Raw genomic sequence first — 20,806 nt, 5'->3', positions numbered from 1 at the left:
AGCTAACTTCTGTGAGGACCCTTGCCATCGTCTGCAGCCAGCACGATTACTTTTTCATTCCTACAACGGCGGAACAAATCATGATTTGATTTTAATTCAATGATCTTTTTATAAAAGGAGCCATTCCTTTATCCAAAATGTTATTGCTATTAATTTTAAACATACAACTGTTCCATGAACACAAAATACATTGATCTTGTTGATCAAACGTTTGATTTTCCGCAAGAGGAGTTCTCACTTCAGAACGATCACCTGCAATTTCACGGCATTCCCCTATATGAACTCGTTCAGAAATACGGAAGTCCATTAAAATTCACGTACCTGCCCAAGATTTCGGAGAATATCATGCGCGCCAAAAATTGGTTTGCAACGGCCATTGAAAAAAATGGTTACAAGGGCAAGTACAACTATTGTTATTGTACAAAAAGTTCCCATTTCCAGCATGTAATGCATGAGGCCTTAAAGAATGACATCCATATAGAGACGTCATCCGCCTTTGATATCAATATCATTGAAAACTTAAAGGAAAAAGGTAAATTGAAGAATGACGCTTATATTATCTGCAATGGTTTTAAGCGTGAGCAATATATAGACAACATTGGTCGACTCATCGACTCGGGTCATCGCAACTGTATTCCTATCATCGATAATTATGAAGAGATAGATCTGTTGTCCGATGTGGTCAATGACAACTTTAAGGTAGGCATCCGTATTGCATCGGAAGAAGAGCCTAAATTCGAGTTTTACACATCCCGTTTGGGAATCGGGTATAAGAATATCGTACCCTTCTATGAAAACCAAATTAAGGACAATGAGAAGATCGAGCTTAAGATGCTCCACTTTTTCATTAATACCGGAATACGGGACAATGCGTATTACTGGAACGAACTGGCCAAGTGTCTAAAAGTCTATGTGCGATTGAAGAAAATGTGTCCTTCACTCGACAGTCTTAATATAGGAGGAGGGTTTCCCATAAAGAATTCCTTGGCCTTTGAGTATGATTATGAGTATATGATCGATGAGATCATCAATCAGATCAATATTGCCTGCCAAGAGGCCGAAGTATCGGTACCCCATATTTTTACTGAGTTTGGAAGCTTTACGGTAGGGGAGAGCGGAGGCGCGATTTATGAGATCCTGTATCAAAAACAGCAGAATGATCGGGAAAAATGGAATATGATCGATTCATCCTTTATTACAACCCTACCTGATACTTGGGCCATCAACAAACGATTTATCATGTTGCCGGTCAATCGTTGGCACGATGAATACGAACGCGTTCTTTTGGGCGGACTCACTTGCGATAGCGATGATTATTACAATAGCGAACAGAACAGGAATGCCATTTATTTGCCTAAATACAGTAAAACCAAACCACTTTACATAGGTTTCTTCAATACTGGGGCTTATCAAGATTCCATAGGGGGGGTTGGTGGCCTGCAGCATTGCCTGATACCACAACCCAAACATATCATTATTGATAGGGATGAAAATGGTGAGCTGACAACCACGCTGTTCAAGACTCAACAAAAAGCTGATCAGATGTTGGAAATACTGGGATACGACAATAATGTGCCAGTACATAATATTGAGGAGGTCCTTAACGAACAAACCATTCCTTTACAAGGGTAGTATAACAATAAATTAATATTTAAGATCATGAGTACAACGAAGAATTACGCGGGAATTACCGACGAATTCGCACAATTGGAAACTGCGAAGGTGGTTTTGATTCCAGTGCCCTATGACGGTACAAGCACTTGGGGAAAAGGAGCCGATAAAGGTCCGGAAGCATTCTTGGATGCATCGGAGAACATGGAATTGTATGATATTGAAACCGATTCCGAGGTATATAAACAAGGTATTCATTTGACCAGTCCGGTTACCGAAAACGATTCTCCCGAATCAATGGTGGATGCTGTGCATAAAGTGACCAAAGAGTACATCAAGCGCAATAAGTTTGTGACGCTTTTTGGTGGGGAACATTCTATTTCAATAGGTAGTATAAGGGCGTTCAATGAATGCTTTGACAATCTAACGGTTTTGCATATTGATGCCCATGCCGACTTAAGGGAGTCTTACGACGGAACACCATGTAACCATGCCTGTGCGGTGCATGAAGCCAGTCAGTCAACGAACCTTGTACAGATAGGCATTCGTTCCATGGACGCCATAGAGAAGACTTTCATGGATGAGGAAAAGACCTTTTTCGCTCATGATATGGTGAATGATGAATATTGGATGGATAAGGTTGTAGACCTAATGACCGATAATGTATTCATCACTTTTGATTTGGATGCTTTCGATCCCTCTATATTGCCATCTACGGGAACACCGGAACCAGGGGGATTGTTCTGGTATGAAACCCTTGATTTTTTGAAGCAGGTCTATAAGGAGAAAAACGTTGTAGGTTTCGACATTGTTGAATTATGTCCGAATGCCCATGATAAATCATCGGATTTTTTGGCAGCCAAGTTGTATTATAAAATGCTAAGTTATAAATTCATGGGTGAAGATGTTGAGGATGACTATGATAACACCTATGATGTAAACTATAAATCGGGAAATACCCATTCAAAATTTGAGGAAGATGAAGACTAAAGGAGCTATTTCCAATTTTATTGAAAAATATTATTTGCATTTTAATGCCGCCGCCTTGGTCGATGCGGCCAAAGGCTATGAGGATCAGTTGAAAAAAGGTTCCAAAATGTTGGTGTCGTTGGCTGGGGCCATGAGTACCGCCGAGTTAGGTAAGATCTTTGCGGAAATGATTCGGCAAGATAAGGTACAGATCGTTTCATGTACCGGAGCCAATTTGGAGGAGGATATTATGAACCTGGTGGCACATTCGCATTATAAGCGCGTACCGGAATATCGCGATTTAACACCCCAGGATGAATGGAATTTGTTGGAAAAAGGACTCAATCGGGTTACGGATACCTGTATTCCCGAGGAAGAGGCATTCCGCAGGTTGCAAGAACACATATTTAAGATCTGGAAAGATGCCGAGGATAAGGGTGAACGTTATTTACCCCATGAATACATGTATAAGATGTTACTTTCCGGGGTATTGGAAGAGTATTATGAAATAGATTTGAAAGATTCTTGGATGTATGCCGCGGCAGAGAAAAACCTACCTATCGTTTGTCCAGGATGGGAAGATAGTACCATGGGGAATATATTTGCTTCCTACGTTTTAAAAGGGGAACTTAAGGCAAGTACCATGAAGTCCGGGATTGAATATATGACCTTTTTGGCTGATTGGTATACCGATAATTCAAAGAACGGTATTGGCTTCTTCCAGATAGGTGGGGGTATTGCCGGTGATTTCCCAATTTGTGTGGTACCCATGTTATATCAGGATATGGAACGCACAGACACCCCGTTCTGGAGCTATTTTTGCCAGATTAGCGATTCAACAACAAGTTATGGATCGTACTCCGGGGCAGTGCCCAATGAAAAGATCACTTGGGGAAAACTCGATATGGATACGCCAAAATTTATAATAGAAAGTGATGCGACCATTGTGGCGCCTTTAATTTTTGCTTATCTTTTGAACATGTAATTATGGACAAGCACGCACATTTAAAAAGAGTAATAGTCGATTTCAAGAAACTTACGCCAGAGGTTCTCAAACTTTTGGTCGAAAGGTATCCTGATGGTTATGACGATCGTAATATCATTTCATTTAGAAATGCCAGTGGCGAAAGGGTAGAAGCTGTGGAGGTTTTGACTGAGGATACCAAATATTTGGTCAAGATCAGTGCGAAATTGGAATATACCATGGAGAATTACGATGAGGATGACTATGAGGATTATGATGATGATGATCCAGAAGCCGTTCCCGATCCCGATATGTCAGAGGATGACGATGACGATTAATACGGATAACCCTAGGTAACCCATTCAAATTTTCGCAAGCCAATCCCTTTTTAAAGGGGACTTCCCTTACGATATTAGGCCGATGTCCCCACAAAGGACATCAGGCTAACCTTATCACATATTCAAGCATGAAAATAGAAGAGATTGAAAATATTGAATTAAAGTTCCTAGACCTTGAAGATTACAAGGAACTCAAGGAAGCAATGCTTTCTTCATATACCAATATGCCCGGTTCGTATTGGAAAGAGGAGCAAATTAAGCTATTGGTCGATAAGTTTCCGGAAGGGCAGGTCGTGATTAAGATCAATGGCCAATTGGCTGGTTGTGCCTTATCGATCATCGTCGATTATGACCTGTATGAGGACGATCATACCTATGAGGAGATTACAGGCAACTATTCCTTCAATACACATACCAATGAAGGCGATGTGCTGTATGGGATCGATGTTTTTATCAAACCCGAGTTTCGCGGTCTACGGTTAGGCCGCAGATTATATGATTACCGTAAGGAGCTCTGTGAAAAACTGAACCTGAAGAGTATTGTTTTCGGGGGTCGGATGCCCAATTTCCATAAATATTCGGACGACCTTACCCCTAAGGAGTATATCGCAAAAGTTCGGTTGAAGGAAATCCAAGACCCTGTACTCAATTTTCAGATCAGCAATGATTTTCATCCAGCGAAAGTGATGAAAGGTTATTTGGAAGGTGATGATGCGTCCAACGATTTCGCCATTTTGATGGAGTGGGATAATATTTATTATCATAAACCCTCAAAAAAAGCCGCCACCAAGAAGACCATTATACGATTGGGACTTATCCAATGGCAAATGAGGCCTTATAAGGATTTGGAAGCCTTATTGCAACAGGCAGAGTATTTCGTGGACGCCGTTTCGGGATATCGTTCGGATTTTGCGATGATGCCCGAATTTTTCAACGCCCCCCTGATGGCCGATCACAACCATCTATCCACCCCGGACGCCATTCGCGAACTGGCGGGGCATACAACAGCCATTGTTCAAAAATTCTCCGAGTTTTCGATTTCGTATAACATCAATATCATTTCGGGTAGTATGCCCGAAATCGTGGATGGCCGTTTATTGAATGTGGGGTATTTGTGTAGAAGGGATGGCAGTGTGGAGCGCTATGAAAAGATACATGTAACCCCCGATGAGGCAAAGGTATGGGGAATGCAGGGAGGTAATCAAATAAAGGCATTTGATACCGATTGCGGTAAAATAGGCATCTTAATATGTTACGATGTAGAATTCCCCGAATTGGGCCGTATTTTGGCCGATGAAGGCATGAATATACTGTTCGTTCCATTTTTGACCGATACCCAAAACGGGTATTCAAGGGTGCGTAATTGTGCACAGGCAAGGGCCATAGAAAATGAATGTTATGTGGCCATTGCCGGTAGTGTCGGTAATTTACCCAATGTACAGAACATGGATATCCAATTTGCACAATCGATGGTTTTTACACCCTGTGATTTTTCATTTCCTACCAATGGTATCAAGGCGGAAGCCACCCCGAATACCGAAATGATCCTTATCGCTGATGTGGACATTGATCTACTTAGGGAACTTAACCAGTTCGGGGCGGTCCATAATCTAAAGGATAGAAGAACCGACCTTTATGAATTAAGGAAAAAGTAACCCCTGTCCAATGTACAGGATGGGTTATAAGGACCATCATGTTGCGTTTGTAAGGATTTGGATACACTTGACAGTAGGCCGTACGGGCCATAATATACGTAAGAATATAAAAAAATAGATAAAGTATGACGCTTAACAAGTTGCGTATCATTGGCAGTGAGGAATGGTGTTTTTTCGATCAGTTGGGTATTCCTGCCATTAAGGCAAGGGTAGATTCTGGGGCAAAGACCTCTTCCATTCAAGCCACCAATATCAAGGTAATCAATAAAGGGGTTCAGGAATGGGTGAAGTTTGAAGTAAACCCTTTGCAGGAGAATAGGAGTATAACCTTAAATTGCGAGGCCCGGTTGATCGATAGGCGAATGATCAAAAGTTCCACAGGAATCTCTGAGGAACGCCTAGTGGTAAAGACCCCCGTAACTTTGGGCAATGATACATTTGATATAGAATTGACCTTGGCCAATAGGGATACCATGGAGTATCGTATGCTCTTGGGTAGGGAGGCTTTAATGGACAGGTATATGGTAAACCCTGCGGAAAGCTATAAAATACAGCATTTCACCAGTGAAGAGATAGACCTGAAATACAAGCCGTTCTTTAAACAAAAGACAGGGTTGAAAATTGCGCTTTTGGCCAGCAATCCACAGCTTTATAGCAATAAGCGCATTATTGAGGCCGCTGAGGCCAGAGGGCATGAAATCGTGTTTCTCAATGTTGAATTGGCCTATATGAAGTTGGATGCGCATTCACCCGAAATCAGATATCGTGGAGGGAACATCCTCAATGAGTTCGATGCGGTTATCCCAAGGATCAAACCTGCGGTTACTTTTTATGGGTGCGCACTTATACGCCAATTTGATAATTTGGGCGTGTATTGTCAAAATACGGCTGAGGCCATATCCCAGTCCAGGGATAAACTTTTTGCCTCCCAGTTGTTTTCAAAAAACGATATCCATATACCCATAACGGGATTTGCAAAATCGCCTATGGATACCAAAGACCTTATTAAAATGGTCAATGGGGCACCCCTCATTATAAAATTGTTGGAGAGTACCCAAGGTAAGGGCGTTGTTTTGGCTGAGACCAATAAAGCCGCTGAGAGTGTTATCAATGCGTTTAAAAGTGTGAACACCAACATTTTGGTCCAGGAGTTCATTAAGGAAGCCAATGGGCAGGATATCCGTTGTTTCGTTGTAAACGGTAAGGTGGTTGCCTCTATGCAAAGACAGGCTGAAAAAGGGGAGTTTAGGGCCAATATCCACCAAGGGGGCAAGGCATCGATCATTAAGATTACGGCAGAAGAGAAGAAGTTGGCCTTAAAAGCCGCCAAAGTGTTGAACTTGGCCGTGGCTGGGGTCGATATTATACGATCGAACAAAGGACCGCTCTTGTTGGAAGTGAATTCCTCACCTGGTTTAGAAGGTATTGAGAATGCTACTGGGAAGGATATTGCCAATGAAATGATCTTGGCGATAGAGCGAAAGCTCAAATTCAGTTCTTAAGAAAAGGTGATGGACCCTCTAAAAAGGGTCCGTGACCAAGGTATTGCTCATTCCTTTAAATTCGATAGCATCTCCTTGGTCGTTTTTTCCAAATCGAAATTCGATTGCCATCCCCAATCCTTTTGGGCTTGGGAGTCATCAATACTACTTGGCCAAGAATCGGCAATTTCCTGTCTAAAATCGGGCTTATAGCTTATTTTGAAATCAGGAATCCACGCCTTTATGCTCTTTGCAATTTCCTCGGGGGTAAAACTCATGGCGGCCAGATTGTACGAAGATCTTATCTTAATGTTTTCCGGCTTGCTTCGCATTAATAAAAGGGTGGCCCGTATGGCATCATCCATAAACATCATGGGTAACCGGGTATCCTTTTTCAAAAAACAGGTATAGGAGCCTTCCGATAAGGCCTTATGGTAGATTTCGACCGCATAATCCGTGGTTCCCCCACCGGGCATGGTCTTGTGACTGATAAGTCCAGGATAACGTATGCTACGGACATCGACCCCGAATTTTTGGTGGTAATAGTTACACCAGCGCTCACCGGATTGCTTGCTAATGCCATAAACCGTGGATGGTTCCATAATGGTATTTTGTGGGGTATGGTCCGCGGGGGTATTGGGACCAAAGACAGCGATGCTCGAAGGCCAGAAAATCTTATCTATCTTTTTTTCCTTGGCGAGGTTTAACACATTGAAGAGTGAGTTCATGTTAAGGTTCCAGGCACGCATGGGAAACTTTTCGGCAGTGGCACTCAACATGGCCGCCATTAGGTACACTTCACTGATTTCGTAATAGGCCACCACTTCTTCCAAAGCATTGTAATCCGTGGCATCTAAAAGCTCAAAGGGCCCTGAGTTCATCAAGTCTTCATTTCCCTCGCGAATATCACTCGCAATCACTACCTCATTACCGTGTTTTTCGCGCAAGGCATACGTTAGTTCAGTTCCGATTTGCCCACAGGCACCCAAGATTAAAATAGATTTTTGCATTAAAATGGCGTTAAATGAATACTTGGTAAATATAGCTTTTATTAAAATTTGTACATTCGCTTTATGCATAAATTCTTAGTTGTCCTAGTCGTGTTTTTGGTATCCGTTTCTTGTAAGGAAAAGAAAGATGAAACGGGTGGGGAAGATGCCTCACGATATGAAATAGTTACCGATAAATGGCCTAAAAAGCTTGCTGTGGACCCCAAGGCTGAGGCTATCTTAAAGCAATGGCCGGAATACATGGCCATGGATGTTGGTTTTGATGCTATATACAACGCGGCGAATAAGGAAGATTTAAGCCTAACGATTGATGATCTTATCAATGAGCAAAAATTACTGGAAGATTCCACCTATCCCAAAGAATTTGATTCACCACAGATAAAAAGCCGCCAAAAGGTTTTTAAGACCTATTTGCTAAAGGTCAAGGGTGATCTGGTTTATTTTTTGGACCCCGAGACCTCGGTACATGAAATGATCGAATCCTATAATATCATGAGGGAACAGTTCAATGCCGTTGTGAACCATACCTTGGATGCCAAACTGATTTTGGATCAGGAATAGCAATGGGTATACCCGGTTAACGATAACCTTGCCGTATCCTGTTTAAAAAACGGGACTTCCTGTATCTTTATGTTCGGCGAACCGATTGAAGATTATTTTTTATCCTCGGCAGGTTCTGCTTTTCTGGATTCCAAAGCCTGCTTGCTTAGGCTGGCTAAATTAAAGTTAGGGTCTATGGTCAAAGCCTTATCGATCATGGCGATTGCCTCATCGATCTTGGTTTTATCCTGATTGTAGATGGTAAGGGCCTTTAAATGCATAAATGCCGCCTTCAATGACGCTTCGTAAGGTTGCTGTCTTTCATAAAAAGCATATTTCATATCGTCCTTGGCATTGGCAATCCCATAATCAATATTGGTAATGGCCCCAAGATTATCACCGGTCTGTATTTTTAAATCGGCGAGTTCATACGCCAAATAGACATTTGGGGTACGTTTGTTCAGGATTTCCAATTGTTCCAAGGCCCTTTTGGGCTGGTTGATGGCTTTTAATGAAATGGCCTTCACCTGTACGGCCAGGTCCGAATCCGACTCGTTTTTTTCTATTCCTATGGTATTCAATGCCTGCATATGCTGATTGTTGTTCGCATAGATGTAGGCCAGCGTGTCTTTTCGTGCTTTGGAAGGGGCAAGTACATTAAGATGCGTTAAGGCATTGGTCATACCGTTCACATCGGCCTGCATTCTCATTTCCTTATAAAAGGCTTCGTAATGTTTTAATAATTCGGCGTTTGATTGTGCATTTACCATAAAGCTGGAGGCAAATAGGACCACGAAGACAACCTTTTTCATATATCTCTTGTTTTCTTGATTTTTCGTGCGCTAAGCTATTAAAATTATATTTATTATGCTGTTAACGAAAGTATTAAATAAACATAAAAAAAGCGCCAAGGCGGCGCTGATTTTTTTGGTATGATAAAATATCATACTATGGTTAATTTGACTTCTTTTTTGGCGAACCTACGTATGAGTCCGGCATAAAATCCCAAATTTTTGGTATCCATTTCAATGCATGACTTTAAAAAATCCTTTAGGTTTTTAAATAAAAGATTGGCGTGTAATAAAGGAATGTACGTATTGACCTTGGTCGGGTCGTAGTTTTTGTCGTCCATTACGATATCCATGGCTACCCTTTTTCTGTGATAATCAATAGATACATCCGCTGCATTGTAATACTTCTTCAAGATAGCAACATGTAAGGTTTCAAATTTTTCGGTTGATTGGGGATTTGCGCAACTTTCGGAAATTAATTTTTCAATCTCCTTTTCAATTCTAAATCGTAATGCTGAATTTTCCATGTCAATCGATTTTTTAGTTTACTTAAAATTATGCATTTCATCGATAAGACCTTTAATAACAATGGTTTAATTAACACAAACAGGGCTTATTTGTTGTGAAAATCGAAATTTATGTGGTGAATTAAATATAAATTGAGGTAAGAAAAAGATACTTTTTAACAAGAATAAGCCTACTTGGGTCGATAATTTTACCTGACAAACTTGGGTTTTCGTCATATTCTGGAGGAATCAATCCTTTTTGCTTGGCTATTTGTTGGTAGTATTCCTTTTTAGAAGGATGTAGGGGGAAGGCTGCATTGAAAATTTCACCCCACCATTGCTTTTTTAAAATCGATTTGATGATGCCTATGCAATCCTCCAAATGGATCAAATTCACAGGATGGTTCCCATTCCGTAATCCGGTTTTACCCGATAGCATGGTAACAGGATGTCTGTCCTTACCGATCAATCCCCCAAATCGGATAATGGTCGTTTCTATATTTGGAAGGGCCGAAAACAGTTTTTCCGAAGCTAGCAACTGTTTTCCTGATGCGGTGGTTGGCTTGGGTAGGATGTCATCGTTGATTACGCCTTGATCATCGCCATAGACCGAGGTGCTGCTTACAAACACGACTTTCTTAACCTTGGATTTTTTCAAAGCCCCACAGAGGTGTTCCATTTTCTTGATGTAATTCTCAGGATTGGATCCACGTAGTTTCGGCGGGATATTGATGATAAGGGTTTCCGCATTTCCCAATAGCGTTGTTATGGGGCCTGTAATTCCTTTCTCCGATATTGAAATCCTATAAGGTGTGATGCCAACAGTTTGAAGTATTGGCATTTTGTCCTCCGAGGTTGTGGTCCCAAAGACCGTAAAACCCTCCTGTATAAGGGATTTGGCCAAGGAATACCCTAGCCAACCACAACCCATGATCGCGATGTTCTTATTCAAGAGGGATGGTTTTGGTTATGAGAATGGCATCATTCAATACAAAAGGCATGGGTATATTGTTTTCGGGTCGTTCGGGAATGGTGAATAGTTCATTGGTCAACAGATCGTTGGAGGCTTCATAAATCGTCAACTTGGGTTTGGCCTCCTTGGGCAAGGTAAGTTGAAGTTCGGTATAGGCATTATTGCTGATATAATGTGTAACCAATCGGCCTTGCTTCCTTTGGGCCAAATAAAACTCCGACAAAGGGATGGAATTGACAACGGCATTTTTGATTTCAACGGCATTGGTAAACACTTCCAGACGGTTAACATCGCGTTGGGGGGTTATGCAAATCGTTATCATTCGGTCGTTTCCAATAATCGTATCAAGGGTGATATCGATTTTAGGCGGGGTGATTTCCTTCAATGGGGCATCGACCACATGCGTAAATGCCGTGGAGTACTTACTACTTATGGTGTTGTCCGATAGTTTTTCAGGATTTTTTTTGGTATCACCTATATATTGTGACGTCCAATCGGAAACAACGTTATCATAGGTCGCCCATTGTGCTTTATTGGTATCGGCATCCAGAACATATAGCAGACTGGTCGGTTTTGCATTTTCCTTGGTAAAATCCGAATTGAAATGGGCAGAAACCATAAATCCGATAAAAAGTAAAAACCCAATCATGGCCAATCGGTTCTTACCCTTATAAAATCCAAATAGGGGAAGAAGTAAATAAAAGGTCAAGGAAGTCAAAAGGGTAGTGGCTACCATCATTTTCAATCCCAAACCAATAGGGAACATTTTAATGAAAGGGGGATAGATCCAAAGGGCGGGCAATGCCAAGATCAATATCAAATAAGCATTTGGTTCTTTTTGGTTGATGATTACCATGAACGAAACCAAAAGCGCATATAAGGGAATAACGAAAAAGCTGGCCCCCGGTAAATAGGCCGTAGCCAATCCACATATCAGAGTCCAAAGGAATATGGGCGCTACCAAGAGATTTGGCGTTTCAATCGATTTGAATTTATGGTATGACCAAAAACAAGTGGCTATTGAAAATAGGACAAAGGCGGCAATATAGGTGTGGCCGTTATACGTAAAGTCTTGCAATATATCGGTATATCCGGGGTATAACCATGTAAGGACGCTCCAGCCATAAAAACCGACAATCCCATTAATGGCCAATGACAGTAGTAGGGGCAAGAACCCTTTTAGTACTTGTTTGGTCTGGATAGTTTTTTTTCGAAAACCGATGACCAAAAGGATCACGAAAAAGAGGGCTGCCAAAGCGAACATGGGCCATATCCATTCGAAAGGATAGGAGACTAGCTTAAAGAAGGGAACGTTAAAGTAGACAAAATCATCCAGGCTTTTTAGATTGTCCAACCCGGCATCTGAAAAGTAGGTTAACAAAGGCATTAAATAACTGCCTTGATGGGCTAGGGAATTTCGGTCCAATCGATCATAATTGTCACGTACCGTATGATAGTCGTAGAGATCATCGATAAAGGCAAAGTTAAAACCATCAATATCCCCATCTTCCCTAAAAATGGTTAGATCGGTATCGTTGGGAAGCATTTTGTAAATACTGTACACCAAGGAATTGGCTACGGGATACTTGGGATTGGCCGCAATGAATTCCTGGATAAGTTTTCCATTACCTCGATTTGTTTCCACCAACATATAACTGGGGCCACCACTTCCCCGGGCCTCAAAATTCAAGACTAGGCCTACGTCTTTTGCCCAAGGGTGCTTGTTGACGAACAAATCCGCACCGTTAAGTCCCAATTCCTCAGCATCGGTAATCAGGATTATGATGTCGTTTTTAGGTTGTTTTCCCTCCGCTAGAAAAGCGCGCACGCCTTCTAGGATCGTAGCAACCCCACTGCCGTCATCACTGGCCCCCAATGAGGAATGCGGACTGCTGTCGTAATGGGATAGCAATAGTAAGGCCTTGCCTTCTTCCGACCCCTTGATCCGGGCGAGAATATTGGTTGCCTTACTCAAATTTCCCCAATCACCGGCAGTATATCCCTCTTGGGTCAGGGTTTCCAAACCTAGGGATTGTAGTTCGGATACAATGTAATTTCGTACTTCGGTGTGGGCTGGGAACCCTACGCCATGCGGCTTTTGGGAAATGTTTTTCACATGGGTCAGGGCCCTGTCCGTTGAAAAAGCAATTTTTGTGGTATTGATGTCTTCCGTATAAGAAGGCATTGCCGCTTTAAAACTCCAATAAACAGCAAGAAGAATGAGTAAGAGCGAGGTAATTTTTGATAATGGTTTCATGACGCATACGTGTACCCTAAAAGTATAAAATTATCGAATGATCTGGTAGTATACCGCCCATTTTATGGTATTGGATTATTTTTTCTATCTTTAGTAATCAACCTAAAAGATAAAAGTATGGCTATCAAAAGTTTTCAAGGAATCAGAAAAGCATCTAAGAAAGAGTTTGACGCACCTATTTTGGTCTCCGATTACATGACCACCAAGTTGGTGACCTTTGCCCCTGATCAGTCCATTTTGGAGGTTATGGAGCAATTTGCCAAGTATCATATCTCAGGGGGTCCTGTATTGGATGATAATGGGTTTTTGGTCGGGATCATCTCAGAAGCGGATTGTATGAAGCAGATTTCCGAAAGCCGCTATTTTAATCAGCCTATCCTCGATAAGAGTGTTGAGAAGTATATGTCTAAAGAGGTGGAAACCATTCCACATGACACCTCCATTTTTGATGCAGCATGTATTTTTGATAAGCATAACCGCAGAAGATTACCTGTTATGAAAGATGGGTTGGTCGTGGGTCAAATAAGCCGTAAGGATATTGTTATAGCCGCCTTAAAACTTAGCGGACATAATTGGAAGTGATCTATTCCCTTTTTACGATCATATAATAATCATTCTCTAAGGGTAAGTATCCTAAATCATAGAGAAAATAGTAGGTAGTGCCTTTTTTGGTGGTATAAAGGTTGGTGATGAATTCAAAATCGAAACCTTTATCCATCAATCGGGTTCGCGTGGTCTTTGTTTTCCCGTCCTTTAGGGGAAAGCTGTCCAAAATGCGATAGTTCTTTCGTAGTCGGTTGTTGATATTTCGGATAAGGTTCTTACTGTCTTTGTTGACCTTGTTGTTGTAGGCGTTTCTGCAATGGTCCGAACAGAATTTCTTGTCGACACGTCCCCTGATTTCGGTGCCACATTCCAAACATTTTCTTTGCATCTTATTTTTCCCTTTTGTAATTGAATTTAACTTCTTCGGAAGCACCTTGGTCATTGTCGACGATCACATACATGTTTATTTCGTTTTCGCTGATCCGCTCTATGGTAAAATCATCGAAGTAGATGGTGTGGTCTTCCATTTTCACTAATTTGAAATCGACGGTATCATCTTTTTCTTCCCAACCTTTCAGTGAACCATGAAAATGCTTCAATTGCAAAATCAAGGTTCCATCGCGTTCTTGAATATGGCCCACTTCATAGAATTGTACCTTACCGTCGGTTATCAGTTTAAAGACAAACATCATGGAATCGCCCAAGGGCGGACTCCATATTTCTTCGGCGATACCACCAAAGGCCTCGCCTTTCCAATGGCCCGCAATCCAGGCGACGTTGTCTAATGTGGCTTTGGGAGGGACACTAGTTTCGGTAAAGGAAACGGTGTGCTGGGAAAAGGAGCTCACTGAAAAGCATAAAGCAAGAATAAAGATCGGTTTCATTGAATAATGTTCTTGATGCCAACAAGATACAAATTATCCGATTACAAACGAATAGGGGTTTAGTTTTCGATAACGATGTTATATTTTGTCAATAAACCGACGATGTTGTCTTTTGAGAATTTGGCTTTTTTGATTCGGTTTCTTTCAGGGTCAATGCTGAAGTTATAGGCCGTGGTCAAATCTGTTTTCTCTAAAAAGGTATCGTAAAAAACAGCCTTTTCCAAATCGCAGTCATCCAATGATGCCCCGGATAGGTCGGTTTCCGTAAAATCGACTTCAATGAGTTTGCAATCGTTAAACTGAATGGCGCCCAATGCCATTTTATAGAAGGATGAGAAATTCAACACACAGTTTGAAAAATCAAAGGACATTAGGAAATTGTTGCAGTATTCAAATTTCACCCCCATCATTTTACACCGGGTAAAGTGTACGTCGTTCAATACCGTCTGGCCTAGGTTCGTATTGCTGAGGTTGCAATCCAGGAATTGGCATTCCATAAAATGTTGGTTGTCGAGATACCCATCGGAAAAATCGCAATTCTCGAATATACAGTTTTCGTATTCCCCTTTTGAAAGTCGGTCTGTCCTATAATCCTTTCCTTTGAAGGTTTGGTCTGCGATGAAAGGTTTGTTCATTGATTATCCTTTGTTTTTGGCCCTAAGTTGCACATTTATTTTGGGATTCCGTTGTACCAGTCCATCAATAAATCCATATTTCTCTTTTGGGGAAATAATAACAGAGGTGCCATTGTCAAAGGAGATTTCCAAACGATCTAAGGAGGCGGCAGGGGCACTAATCGGATTATGGGTTTCACTGATTTTGGTTATCCTGCTTATTTCGTAGGATTGGTTCAAAAGAAACCCCGATTTCACCTTCAGAATGTTTCCGTCAATGGTGTAATAGGTCTGATGGAAAAGGTAGGCGATAAAGGCAGCGGTAAGGGCCATGAATGATAGTCCGCCCCAACTTTTTTCGATAACCAGGGTATAGGAACTTATACCAAAAACAAAAACAATAAAGAGCACTAGGCCTATCCCTATTTTTGATTTGTAAATTTTCATCGGTAGTCTGTTTTATTCTTTCAGGATTATCGCTGGTAATCCCAGTTCATCATATAATTTATTATAAACCTCCATTTCATCGTTAACGATGGTATTCCTTTCAGACTCGTAGGTTTTCCATTCGGCCATGAGGTCCTTAAGGCGCTCTTTGGCTCCCTTGGTCACTTTAGGTTCCGCAACATCAACATAACTTTTTAACTCCATAAATTCCGCATTCAGTCGATTGTTGTAATTGATCACATCCTGAAAGGTTTTCTGCTTGGGTTGGATTAGATTCCGTTCCCAGGTGTCAATACGCTCAATGAGTGCCTTGCCCTTATCCAATAACTCCTTGGCCTGGTCATTGTCGCTTAGCAATTTGGCATAACTTTTCAATTGTGCTTTTGCCGATTGCATCGCCGTAACCGATTCGTGAATGCTTTTTATACTACCTTCAATTTGCCCCAAAACAGTTTGTAGTTCTTCATAGTCGGCTAGGGAACCTTCTACCTTTGGATTTTTCAAAACCGTAACTTCGGTCTCGGATGTGAATCCGTCGACGGTCAATTTCAACTGGTACGTACCAGGACCCACTCGTGACCCAGCATAACTCCCATAGACAAAAACCTTGTCTACGGCGGGGAGGGTTTCCTTTCTAAAATCCCATGTAAACCTGTTGTATCCTTTTTTGGAGGGAAGTGTTTCGGGTTTGGATGGTCCCCCGGGCCAGGATTTGAAATCTTTCGGTTTTTTGTTCGTATAGGTCCTAATGGTGGTACCCTTGTGCAACACCTCCAATGTCATTCCTAAACTGTCGGCATCCTTGTCTAAATAATAATCGAAGGTTACTCCCGATTTTGGATTTTGTCCCAATCCAGAATCGGGTTTGTCGGTATGCCCGCCAAAAATCAAATAGGTGTCCTTGGGTTTGTAAATACTGATTGGTTTTTTTGGGGAACCCATATTTTGAATAGCAGCAAGGTCATCGAGAATCCAAAAAGAACGACCCGCTGTGGCAGCGATCAAATCATTATCCTGAATGACCAAATCGTTGATTGGGACGATAGGTAGATTCAACTGGAAAGGTTGCCAATTTTGTCCGTCATCCCATGAAATGAACAAGCCGGTTTCCGTGCCTGCATAAAGCAATCCCTTCTTGTGCTTATCTTCCCGTACTACCCGTACAAACGTGTGTTCGCCAGTTATACCATTAGTTATATTGTACCAATTGGTACCGTAATCGGAGGTCTTAAAAATATAAGGTTTTAGGTCCATTTGTTTGTAGCGCATCACGACGACATAAGCCGTCGCTGGATCATGTGGGGATACCTCTATACTGTTCACGATTCCCTCCCTTAAATTCGGAGGGGTTACATTGGTCCAATTTTGACCACCATCTTTAGTAAGATGTATCAGTCCGTCATCACTACCGGCCCAGAGCACTCCTTTTTCATGTGGTGATTCAACCAAATACATAAGGGTATTATAATTTTCTCCACCAGCCGCTTCGTTGGTGTACGGACCTGAGCCCGGACCTTGTTTTGATTTGTCGTTTCGGGTAAGGTCTGGACTTATTATGTCCCAGCTGTGTCCGTTATCCATAGATTTGAAAACGACATTTCCCGCATGGTAAATGGTGCTTCTATTGTGGGGGGAACTTATGATGGGGGCATTCCAATTATATCGAAACTTAAAATTTTCTGGGGCATTTCCAAGGGCTAATTCGGGATATTCCTTAATGGGTTTTCCTTCCCGTGAGGCCCGTACCCATTTTTCGATAATACCTTGATAGCATCCTCCAAAAACCACTTCGGGGTTATCCGGGTCAAAGGCCAAATAGGCACTTTCACAACCGGCGACAGCGTACCAATCTTTCCAATCGATACCTTGGTCGTTGGTTCGACTGGCAATGGCAATGGCTGAATTGTCTTGTTGGCCGCCGTAGATAGTATACGGCACTATATTATCGGTAATGACACGATAGAACTGGGCGGTAGGTTGGTTTTGCTGTGAACTCCAACTCTTACCACCATTGTTCGAAATATTGGCACCCCCGTCGTTCGAATTGATCATTTTGGAATTATCGGTCGGGTTGATCCAAAGGTCATGGTTATCGCCATGGGGTGTAGATAAGGGTTTAAAGCTTTTACCGCCATCGATGGATTTCGTTACTGGGGCATTGAGTACATATACCAAGTTTTCATCCTGTGGATCGGCATAAATTTCCATGTAATACCAAGAACGGGCGATATTGATCCGGTCCTTGTTTACTTGAGTCCATTTTTTACCGGCATCATCAGAGCAGTAAACGCCCCCTTTGTCATCTTCACCCTCAAGAACGGCAAATACGCGTTCAGGATTGGTCCTTGAAACGGAAATTCCGGCTTTACCGAATGCTTTGGGTAGCCCTTCCTTCATTTTTTCCCATGTGCTTCCTCCATCTGTTGACTTGTAAAGGCCTGAATCTTTCCCCCCAGAGGTTATCGTCCAAGGAAAGCGTTCGTGCTGCCACATGGCCGCATATAGGATCAACGGGTTAGTCATGTCCAGGGATAAGGAAGCGGCTCCCGTTATGTCATTTATGAATAGAACCTTTTCCCAGGTTGTTCCGCCATCCATTGAACGGTAAACGCCGCGATCGGTAGTTGGGCCGTATTGGGCACCTTGTGCCGCAACAAAAAGAATATCCGGGTTGGTGGGGTGGATGATGACGTCGGAGATATGTCGCGTATGGTCCAAGCCCATATGTTTCCAGGTTTTGCCGGAATCGGTTGATTTGTATATGCCATCACCCATAGAGGTCATAACCCCACGGGCGGCATGCTCCCCCATACCTACAACAACCATATTCGGATGGCTTTCCGAAACGGCAATGTCACCAACCGTTCCCGTTTTAAAAAATCCGTCAGATACGTTCTTCCAGGTAATACCGTCATCAACGGTTTTCCAGACCCCACCGCCGGTACTTCCCATATAATAGGTCATTGGTTGCTTAACAACTCCGGTTGAGGCCACACTTCTACCACCTCGAAACGGACCGATATTACGCCATTTGAGTCCATGGAACATAGAATCCTGTACAGTAATGGCTGGAGGCGTTGAATTCTTTTTTCGTTTTTGTGATTGTAATGAAAGGGGTATGACAAACAAGGCAAGGAGAATATACTGCAAGGATTTCATAGGGTTGGTATTTAGGTTTTTACATAACGTTGGAAAGCTATATCTGAAAGGTAAGAAACCTATAAGAAAAATGCAGGGTAACCAATGTGTTTTCTATTGGTTTTGCTTGATTATGTTAAGGAAAAGGCATAAAAAAACCTTGGTCATTGACAAAAGTCATGGCAATAACCAAGGTTTACTACGAAAAATAATCTAATTGTTTTCCTTCAGATAATAATCACGAAGAATATAAAAAGCCTGTTTTTTCATGCCTTGTTCAGAGATCAGACCTTTTCTATTGAAATCTTCCTGAATTCGTTTTAAAGGACGTCTTGAAGAGCGGAAGTCCATTAAGATCCAAGGGGATAATCCGGACAAAAATTCAATATTCCGCATCATTTCAATATTGGTCCTATACACTTCGGCCTGATATTCTTCGGTCCATCGTTCATTTTTAGAACCATGAAGACCATATAAGGCACCGCCACCCACTTCGCTCATGATCATGGGTTTGTCATAGGCACTGGCCCATTTTACCGAGGAACATTTTTGGGGTTTGTCAACGTACCAGCCACAATAATGGTTTATTCCGATGACATCGACTGCTTTACCCAAGGGGTCTTCGATCATTTTGCCACCTTCCCCTTCACTTTGGGTGTCCAAAGCAGCGGTTATCAATCGGGTATTGTCCAATTTTCGGGCCTCATTGGCAAGATTGGTCAAGAAATCGAGTCGCGCTTCACCTTCCGGGGTTTCATTGGCCACCGACCACATAAGGATGGCAGCCCTGTTCTTGTCGCGGGAGATCATTTCGGTAAGTTGGTTTTTGGCATTGGCGTAGGTATCCTTGTTGTCGAATAGGATGGTCCAATACACGGGTATTTCCGACCAGATCATAAAGCCCATTTTTTCAGCTTCCCGAACCATGGTCTCACTATGGGGATAATGTGCCAAACGAATATAATTACAGCCTAGTTCCTTGGCCCATTGCAGCAATATCCTGCATTCTTCTTTCGAGGTTACCCGGCCTGTTTTGAATGGGGCTTCTTCGTGAATGCTTATACCCTTTAGGAAGATTTCCTTTCCATTGAGTAAAATTTTCGACCCTTGCGTAGAGACGGTTCTAAACCCGATGGTATCGGTTATCTCGTCGGTTCCTGTTTTTATAGTGACTTCGTACAGTTTTGGGTTTTTGGGTTCCCATAGGGTGGGTTTCGCCTTTATCGAAAAACTGGCTTTACCATTTTTAACAACGGATTTTACATTTTTACGGAGTTCGGGAATGCTGATTTCCACGTTGTCACCATCAGAGCCATTTTCGACGGTTACCCAGCCTTGAATGTTGGTGGTACTGCCTTTTGCCAATTGAATGGAATAATCGGATATGTGGGTTTTAGGTGTTGAGATCAAATGAACAGATCGGGTAATGCCCCCGTAGTTCCACCAATCTTGGTTGACCGTGGGTACATTTTCACGTTTACGTTTATTGTCGACTTTGACGACTACGAAATTATCCCCTTCCTTAAGCTTGTCGGTCACCTCAAATTGAAAGGGGGTATACCCACCCGTGTGGGTTCCTATACGTTCCCCATTGAGGTAAACGATTGCCTCATAATTTACGGCTTCAAAGTACAGATAGACCAATTCATTTGTTTTGGCCGTGTAGTTAAAGTCCTTTTTATACCAAACGGTACCTTCGTAGTAGTATAATTTTTCCATTTGGGTATTCCAATCCCCTGGGACCATAATCTGATCACTGGTGTCAAAATTATATTCAATAAGATCGGAGGGCGATTGCATTTTGGCATTTTTGAAGTACCCATTGTCCATGGGTTGTAATCTATGGTTGTAATAGCCATTCTCAAGCGGGTCAATAATAATATCCCACAACCCGTTCAATGAAACTTTTTCCCTGGCATCGATATTTTGCAGTAGATCGGAGAATTCCCTTTCCTGTGCAAAAAGCGTCGTAAAAGAGGAGATAAACAATAGGATGAGTACACTTTTAATTGGTTTCATGTTCATTTTCTATTTCATTTTTAGGGTTTAATGGAACTGTATTGTGGTTTTATCGTGTCTGAT

General features: G+C 42.0%; 19 protein-coding genes. 8 read left to right on the top strand and 11 right to left on the bottom strand.

What is annotated here, in order from left to right; genetic code table 11:
• Nucleotides 1-174: 174 nt before the first annotated feature.
• From LX92_RS14095 to rimK, 6 genes are all read left to right on the top strand, one after another.
• The gene (locus LX92_RS14095) at nt 175-1,632 is read left to right on the top strand and encodes a type III PLP-dependent enzyme domain-containing protein (RefSeq protein ID WP_109651759.1); all 1,458 of its coding nucleotides are present in this window, start codon (nt 175-177) and stop codon (nt 1,630-1,632) included.
• Between the two features lie 27 nt (nt 1,633-1,659).
• Nucleotides 1,660-2,601: an agmatinase gene (speB, locus tag LX92_RS14090; protein WP_109651756.1), complete on the top strand. Its 942-nt coding sequence runs from the start codon at nt 1,660-1,662 to the stop codon at nt 2,599-2,601.
• Complete coding sequence (locus LX92_RS14085; RefSeq protein ID WP_109651746.1) at nt 2,591-3,565, top strand: deoxyhypusine synthase family protein; 975 nt, start codon at nt 2,591-2,593, stop codon at nt 3,563-3,565. The genes speB and LX92_RS14085 overlap by 11 nt, the downstream gene beginning before the upstream one ends.
• A gap of 2 nt (nt 3,566-3,567) precedes the next feature.
• Nucleotides 3,568-3,882 carry a hypothetical protein gene (locus LX92_RS14080; protein WP_109651743.1) on the top strand — a complete coding sequence of 105 codons (315 nt, stop codon included), beginning with the start codon at nt 3,568-3,570 and terminating at the stop codon, nt 3,880-3,882.
• 128 nt (nt 3,883-4,010) lie between these two features.
• Nucleotides 4,011-5,537: a bifunctional GNAT family N-acetyltransferase/carbon-nitrogen hydrolase family protein gene (locus LX92_RS14075; protein WP_109651740.1), complete on the top strand. Its 1,527-nt coding sequence runs from the start codon at nt 4,011-4,013 to the stop codon at nt 5,535-5,537.
• Between the two features lie 125 nt (nt 5,538-5,662).
• Nucleotides 5,663-7,039: a 30S ribosomal protein S6--L-glutamate ligase gene (rimK, locus tag LX92_RS14070; protein ID WP_109651737.1), complete on the top strand. Its 1,377-nt coding sequence runs from the start codon at nt 5,663-5,665 to the stop codon at nt 7,037-7,039.
• A 47-nt stretch (nt 7,040-7,086) separates the two neighbouring features.
• On the opposite strand, the gene LX92_RS14065 is transcribed toward rimK, so the two are convergent.
• Nucleotides 7,087-8,028: an NAD-dependent epimerase/dehydratase family protein gene (locus tag LX92_RS14065; RefSeq protein ID WP_109651733.1), complete on the bottom strand. Its 942-nt coding sequence runs from the start codon at nt 8,026-8,028 to the stop codon at nt 7,087-7,089.
• 63 nt (nt 8,029-8,091) lie between these two features.
• Between LX92_RS14065 and LX92_RS14060 the strand changes: the two genes are divergently transcribed.
• Nucleotides 8,092-8,589, top strand: a complete 498-nt coding sequence (locus LX92_RS14060; protein WP_109651730.1) for a hypothetical protein — start codon at nt 8,092-8,094, stop codon at nt 8,587-8,589.
• A gap of 92 nt (nt 8,590-8,681) precedes the next feature.
• On the opposite strand, the gene LX92_RS14055 is transcribed toward LX92_RS14060, so the two are convergent.
• The 4 genes from LX92_RS14055 to LX92_RS14040 all read right to left on the bottom strand — a co-directional run bounded on the left by LX92_RS14055 (nt 8,682) and on the right by LX92_RS14040 (nt 13,095).
• Nucleotides 8,682-9,380: a tetratricopeptide repeat protein gene (locus tag LX92_RS14055; protein ID WP_109651727.1), complete on the bottom strand. Its 699-nt coding sequence runs from the start codon at nt 9,378-9,380 to the stop codon at nt 8,682-8,684.
• A 131-nt stretch (nt 9,381-9,511) separates the two neighbouring features.
• Nucleotides 9,512-9,886, bottom strand: coding sequence for a hypothetical protein (locus tag LX92_RS14050; RefSeq protein WP_109651724.1), 375 nt, complete (start codon nt 9,884-9,886; stop codon nt 9,512-9,514).
• 121 nt (nt 9,887-10,007) lie between these two features.
• Nucleotides 10,008-10,817 (bottom strand): NAD-dependent epimerase/dehydratase family protein, encoded by an 810-nt coding sequence (locus tag LX92_RS14045; protein ID WP_109651721.1) that lies wholly within the window; start codon nt 10,815-10,817, stop codon nt 10,008-10,010.
• On the bottom strand, nt 10,810-13,095 hold the full coding sequence (locus tag LX92_RS14040) for a M20/M25/M40 family metallo-hydrolase (protein ID WP_109651718.1): 2,286 nt from the start codon (nt 13,093-13,095) through the stop codon (nt 10,810-10,812). The genes LX92_RS14045 and LX92_RS14040 overlap by 8 nt, the downstream gene beginning before the upstream one ends.
• Nucleotides 13,096-13,212: 117 nt before the next feature.
• On the opposite strand from LX92_RS14040, the gene LX92_RS14035 reads away from it, so the two are divergent.
• Complete coding sequence (locus LX92_RS14035; protein WP_109651912.1) at nt 13,213-13,677, top strand: CBS domain-containing protein; 465 nt, start codon at nt 13,213-13,215, stop codon at nt 13,675-13,677.
• Nucleotide 13,678: 1 nt separating this feature from the next.
• Here the strand turns inward: LX92_RS14035 and LX92_RS14030 are convergent, their stop codons facing one another.
• The 6 genes from LX92_RS14030 to LX92_RS14000 all read right to left on the bottom strand — a co-directional run bounded on the left by LX92_RS14030 (nt 13,679) and on the right by LX92_RS14000 (nt 20,743).
• Nucleotides 13,679-14,029, bottom strand: coding sequence for a DUF2116 family Zn-ribbon domain-containing protein (locus tag LX92_RS14030; protein ID WP_109651715.1), 351 nt, complete (start codon nt 14,027-14,029; stop codon nt 13,679-13,681).
• A 1-nt stretch (nt 14,030) separates the two neighbouring features.
• Nucleotides 14,031-14,525: a DUF6265 family protein gene (locus tag LX92_RS14025; protein ID WP_109651713.1), complete on the bottom strand. Its 495-nt coding sequence runs from the start codon at nt 14,523-14,525 to the stop codon at nt 14,031-14,033.
• A 59-nt stretch (nt 14,526-14,584) separates the two neighbouring features.
• Entirely contained in the window at nt 14,585-15,160 is a 576-nt protein-coding gene (locus tag LX92_RS14020; RefSeq protein ID WP_109651709.1) for a pentapeptide repeat-containing protein, read from the bottom strand.
• Nucleotides 15,161-15,163: 3 nt separating this feature from the next.
• The gene (locus tag LX92_RS14015) at nt 15,164-15,586 is read right to left on the bottom strand and encodes a PH domain-containing protein (protein ID WP_109651706.1); all 423 of its coding nucleotides are present in this window, start codon (nt 15,584-15,586) and stop codon (nt 15,164-15,166) included.
• A gap of 12 nt (nt 15,587-15,598) precedes the next feature.
• Complete coding sequence (locus LX92_RS14010; RefSeq protein WP_109651703.1) at nt 15,599-18,745, bottom strand: VPS10 domain-containing protein; 3,147 nt, start codon at nt 18,743-18,745, stop codon at nt 15,599-15,601.
• Between the two features lie 192 nt (nt 18,746-18,937).
• Nucleotides 18,938-20,743, bottom strand: coding sequence for a glycoside hydrolase family 2 protein (locus tag LX92_RS14000; RefSeq protein ID WP_109651910.1), 1,806 nt, complete (start codon nt 20,741-20,743; stop codon nt 18,938-18,940).
• Between the last annotated feature and the right edge of the window lie 63 nt (nt 20,744-20,806).

Source organism: Maribacter polysiphoniae (genome assembly GCF_003148665.1).
In the GTDB taxonomy this organism is placed as follows: Bacteria; Bacteroidota; Bacteroidia; order Flavobacteriales; family Flavobacteriaceae; genus Maribacter_A; species Maribacter_A polysiphoniae.
This window is presented reverse-complemented; position numbering and strand designations above follow the sequence as displayed.

Coding starts and splice junctions, on each gene's coding strand:
- LX92_RS14000 (WP_109651910.1), bottom strand. CDS start 20,743: ATGAAACCAATTAAAAGTGTACTCATCCTATTGTTTATCTCCTCTTTT.
- LX92_RS14035 (WP_109651912.1), top strand. CDS start 13,213: ATGGCTATCAAAAGTTTTCAAGGAATCAGAAAAGCATCTAAGAAAGAG.
- LX92_RS14020 (WP_109651709.1), bottom strand. CDS start 15,160: ATGAACAAACCTTTCATCGCAGACCAAACCTTCAAAGGAAAGGATTAT.
- LX92_RS14040 (WP_109651718.1), bottom strand. CDS start 13,095: ATGAAACCATTATCAAAAATTACCTCGCTCTTACTCATTCTTCTTGCT.
- LX92_RS14025 (WP_109651713.1), bottom strand. CDS start 14,525: ATGAAACCGATCTTTATTCTTGCTTTATGCTTTTCAGTGAGCTCCTTT.
- LX92_RS14010 (WP_109651703.1), bottom strand. CDS start 18,745: ATGAAATCCTTGCAGTATATTCTCCTTGCCTTGTTTGTCATACCCCTT.
- rimK (WP_109651737.1), top strand. CDS start 5,663: ATGACGCTTAACAAGTTGCGTATCATTGGCAGTGAGGAATGGTGTTTT.
- LX92_RS14030 (WP_109651715.1), bottom strand. CDS start 14,029: ATGCAAAGAAAATGTTTGGAATGTGGCACCGAAATCAGGGGACGTGTC.
- LX92_RS14015 (WP_109651706.1), bottom strand. CDS start 15,586: ATGAAAATTTACAAATCAAAAATAGGGATAGGCCTAGTGCTCTTTATT.
- LX92_RS14065 (WP_109651733.1), bottom strand. CDS start 8,028: ATGCAAAAATCTATTTTAATCTTGGGTGCCTGTGGGCAAATCGGAACT.
- LX92_RS14060 (WP_109651730.1), top strand. CDS start 8,092: ATGCATAAATTCTTAGTTGTCCTAGTCGTGTTTTTGGTATCCGTTTCT.
- LX92_RS14085 (WP_109651746.1), top strand. CDS start 2,591: ATGAAGACTAAAGGAGCTATTTCCAATTTTATTGAAAAATATTATTTG.
- speB (WP_109651756.1), top strand. CDS start 1,660: ATGAGTACAACGAAGAATTACGCGGGAATTACCGACGAATTCGCACAA.
- LX92_RS14075 (WP_109651740.1), top strand. CDS start 4,011: ATGAAAATAGAAGAGATTGAAAATATTGAATTAAAGTTCCTAGACCTT.
- LX92_RS14080 (WP_109651743.1), top strand. CDS start 3,568: ATGGACAAGCACGCACATTTAAAAAGAGTAATAGTCGATTTCAAGAAA.
- LX92_RS14050 (WP_109651724.1), bottom strand. CDS start 9,886: ATGGAAAATTCAGCATTACGATTTAGAATTGAAAAGGAGATTGAAAAA.
- LX92_RS14095 (WP_109651759.1), top strand. CDS start 175: ATGAACACAAAATACATTGATCTTGTTGATCAAACGTTTGATTTTCCG.
- LX92_RS14055 (WP_109651727.1), bottom strand. CDS start 9,380: ATGAAAAAGGTTGTCTTCGTGGTCCTATTTGCCTCCAGCTTTATGGTA.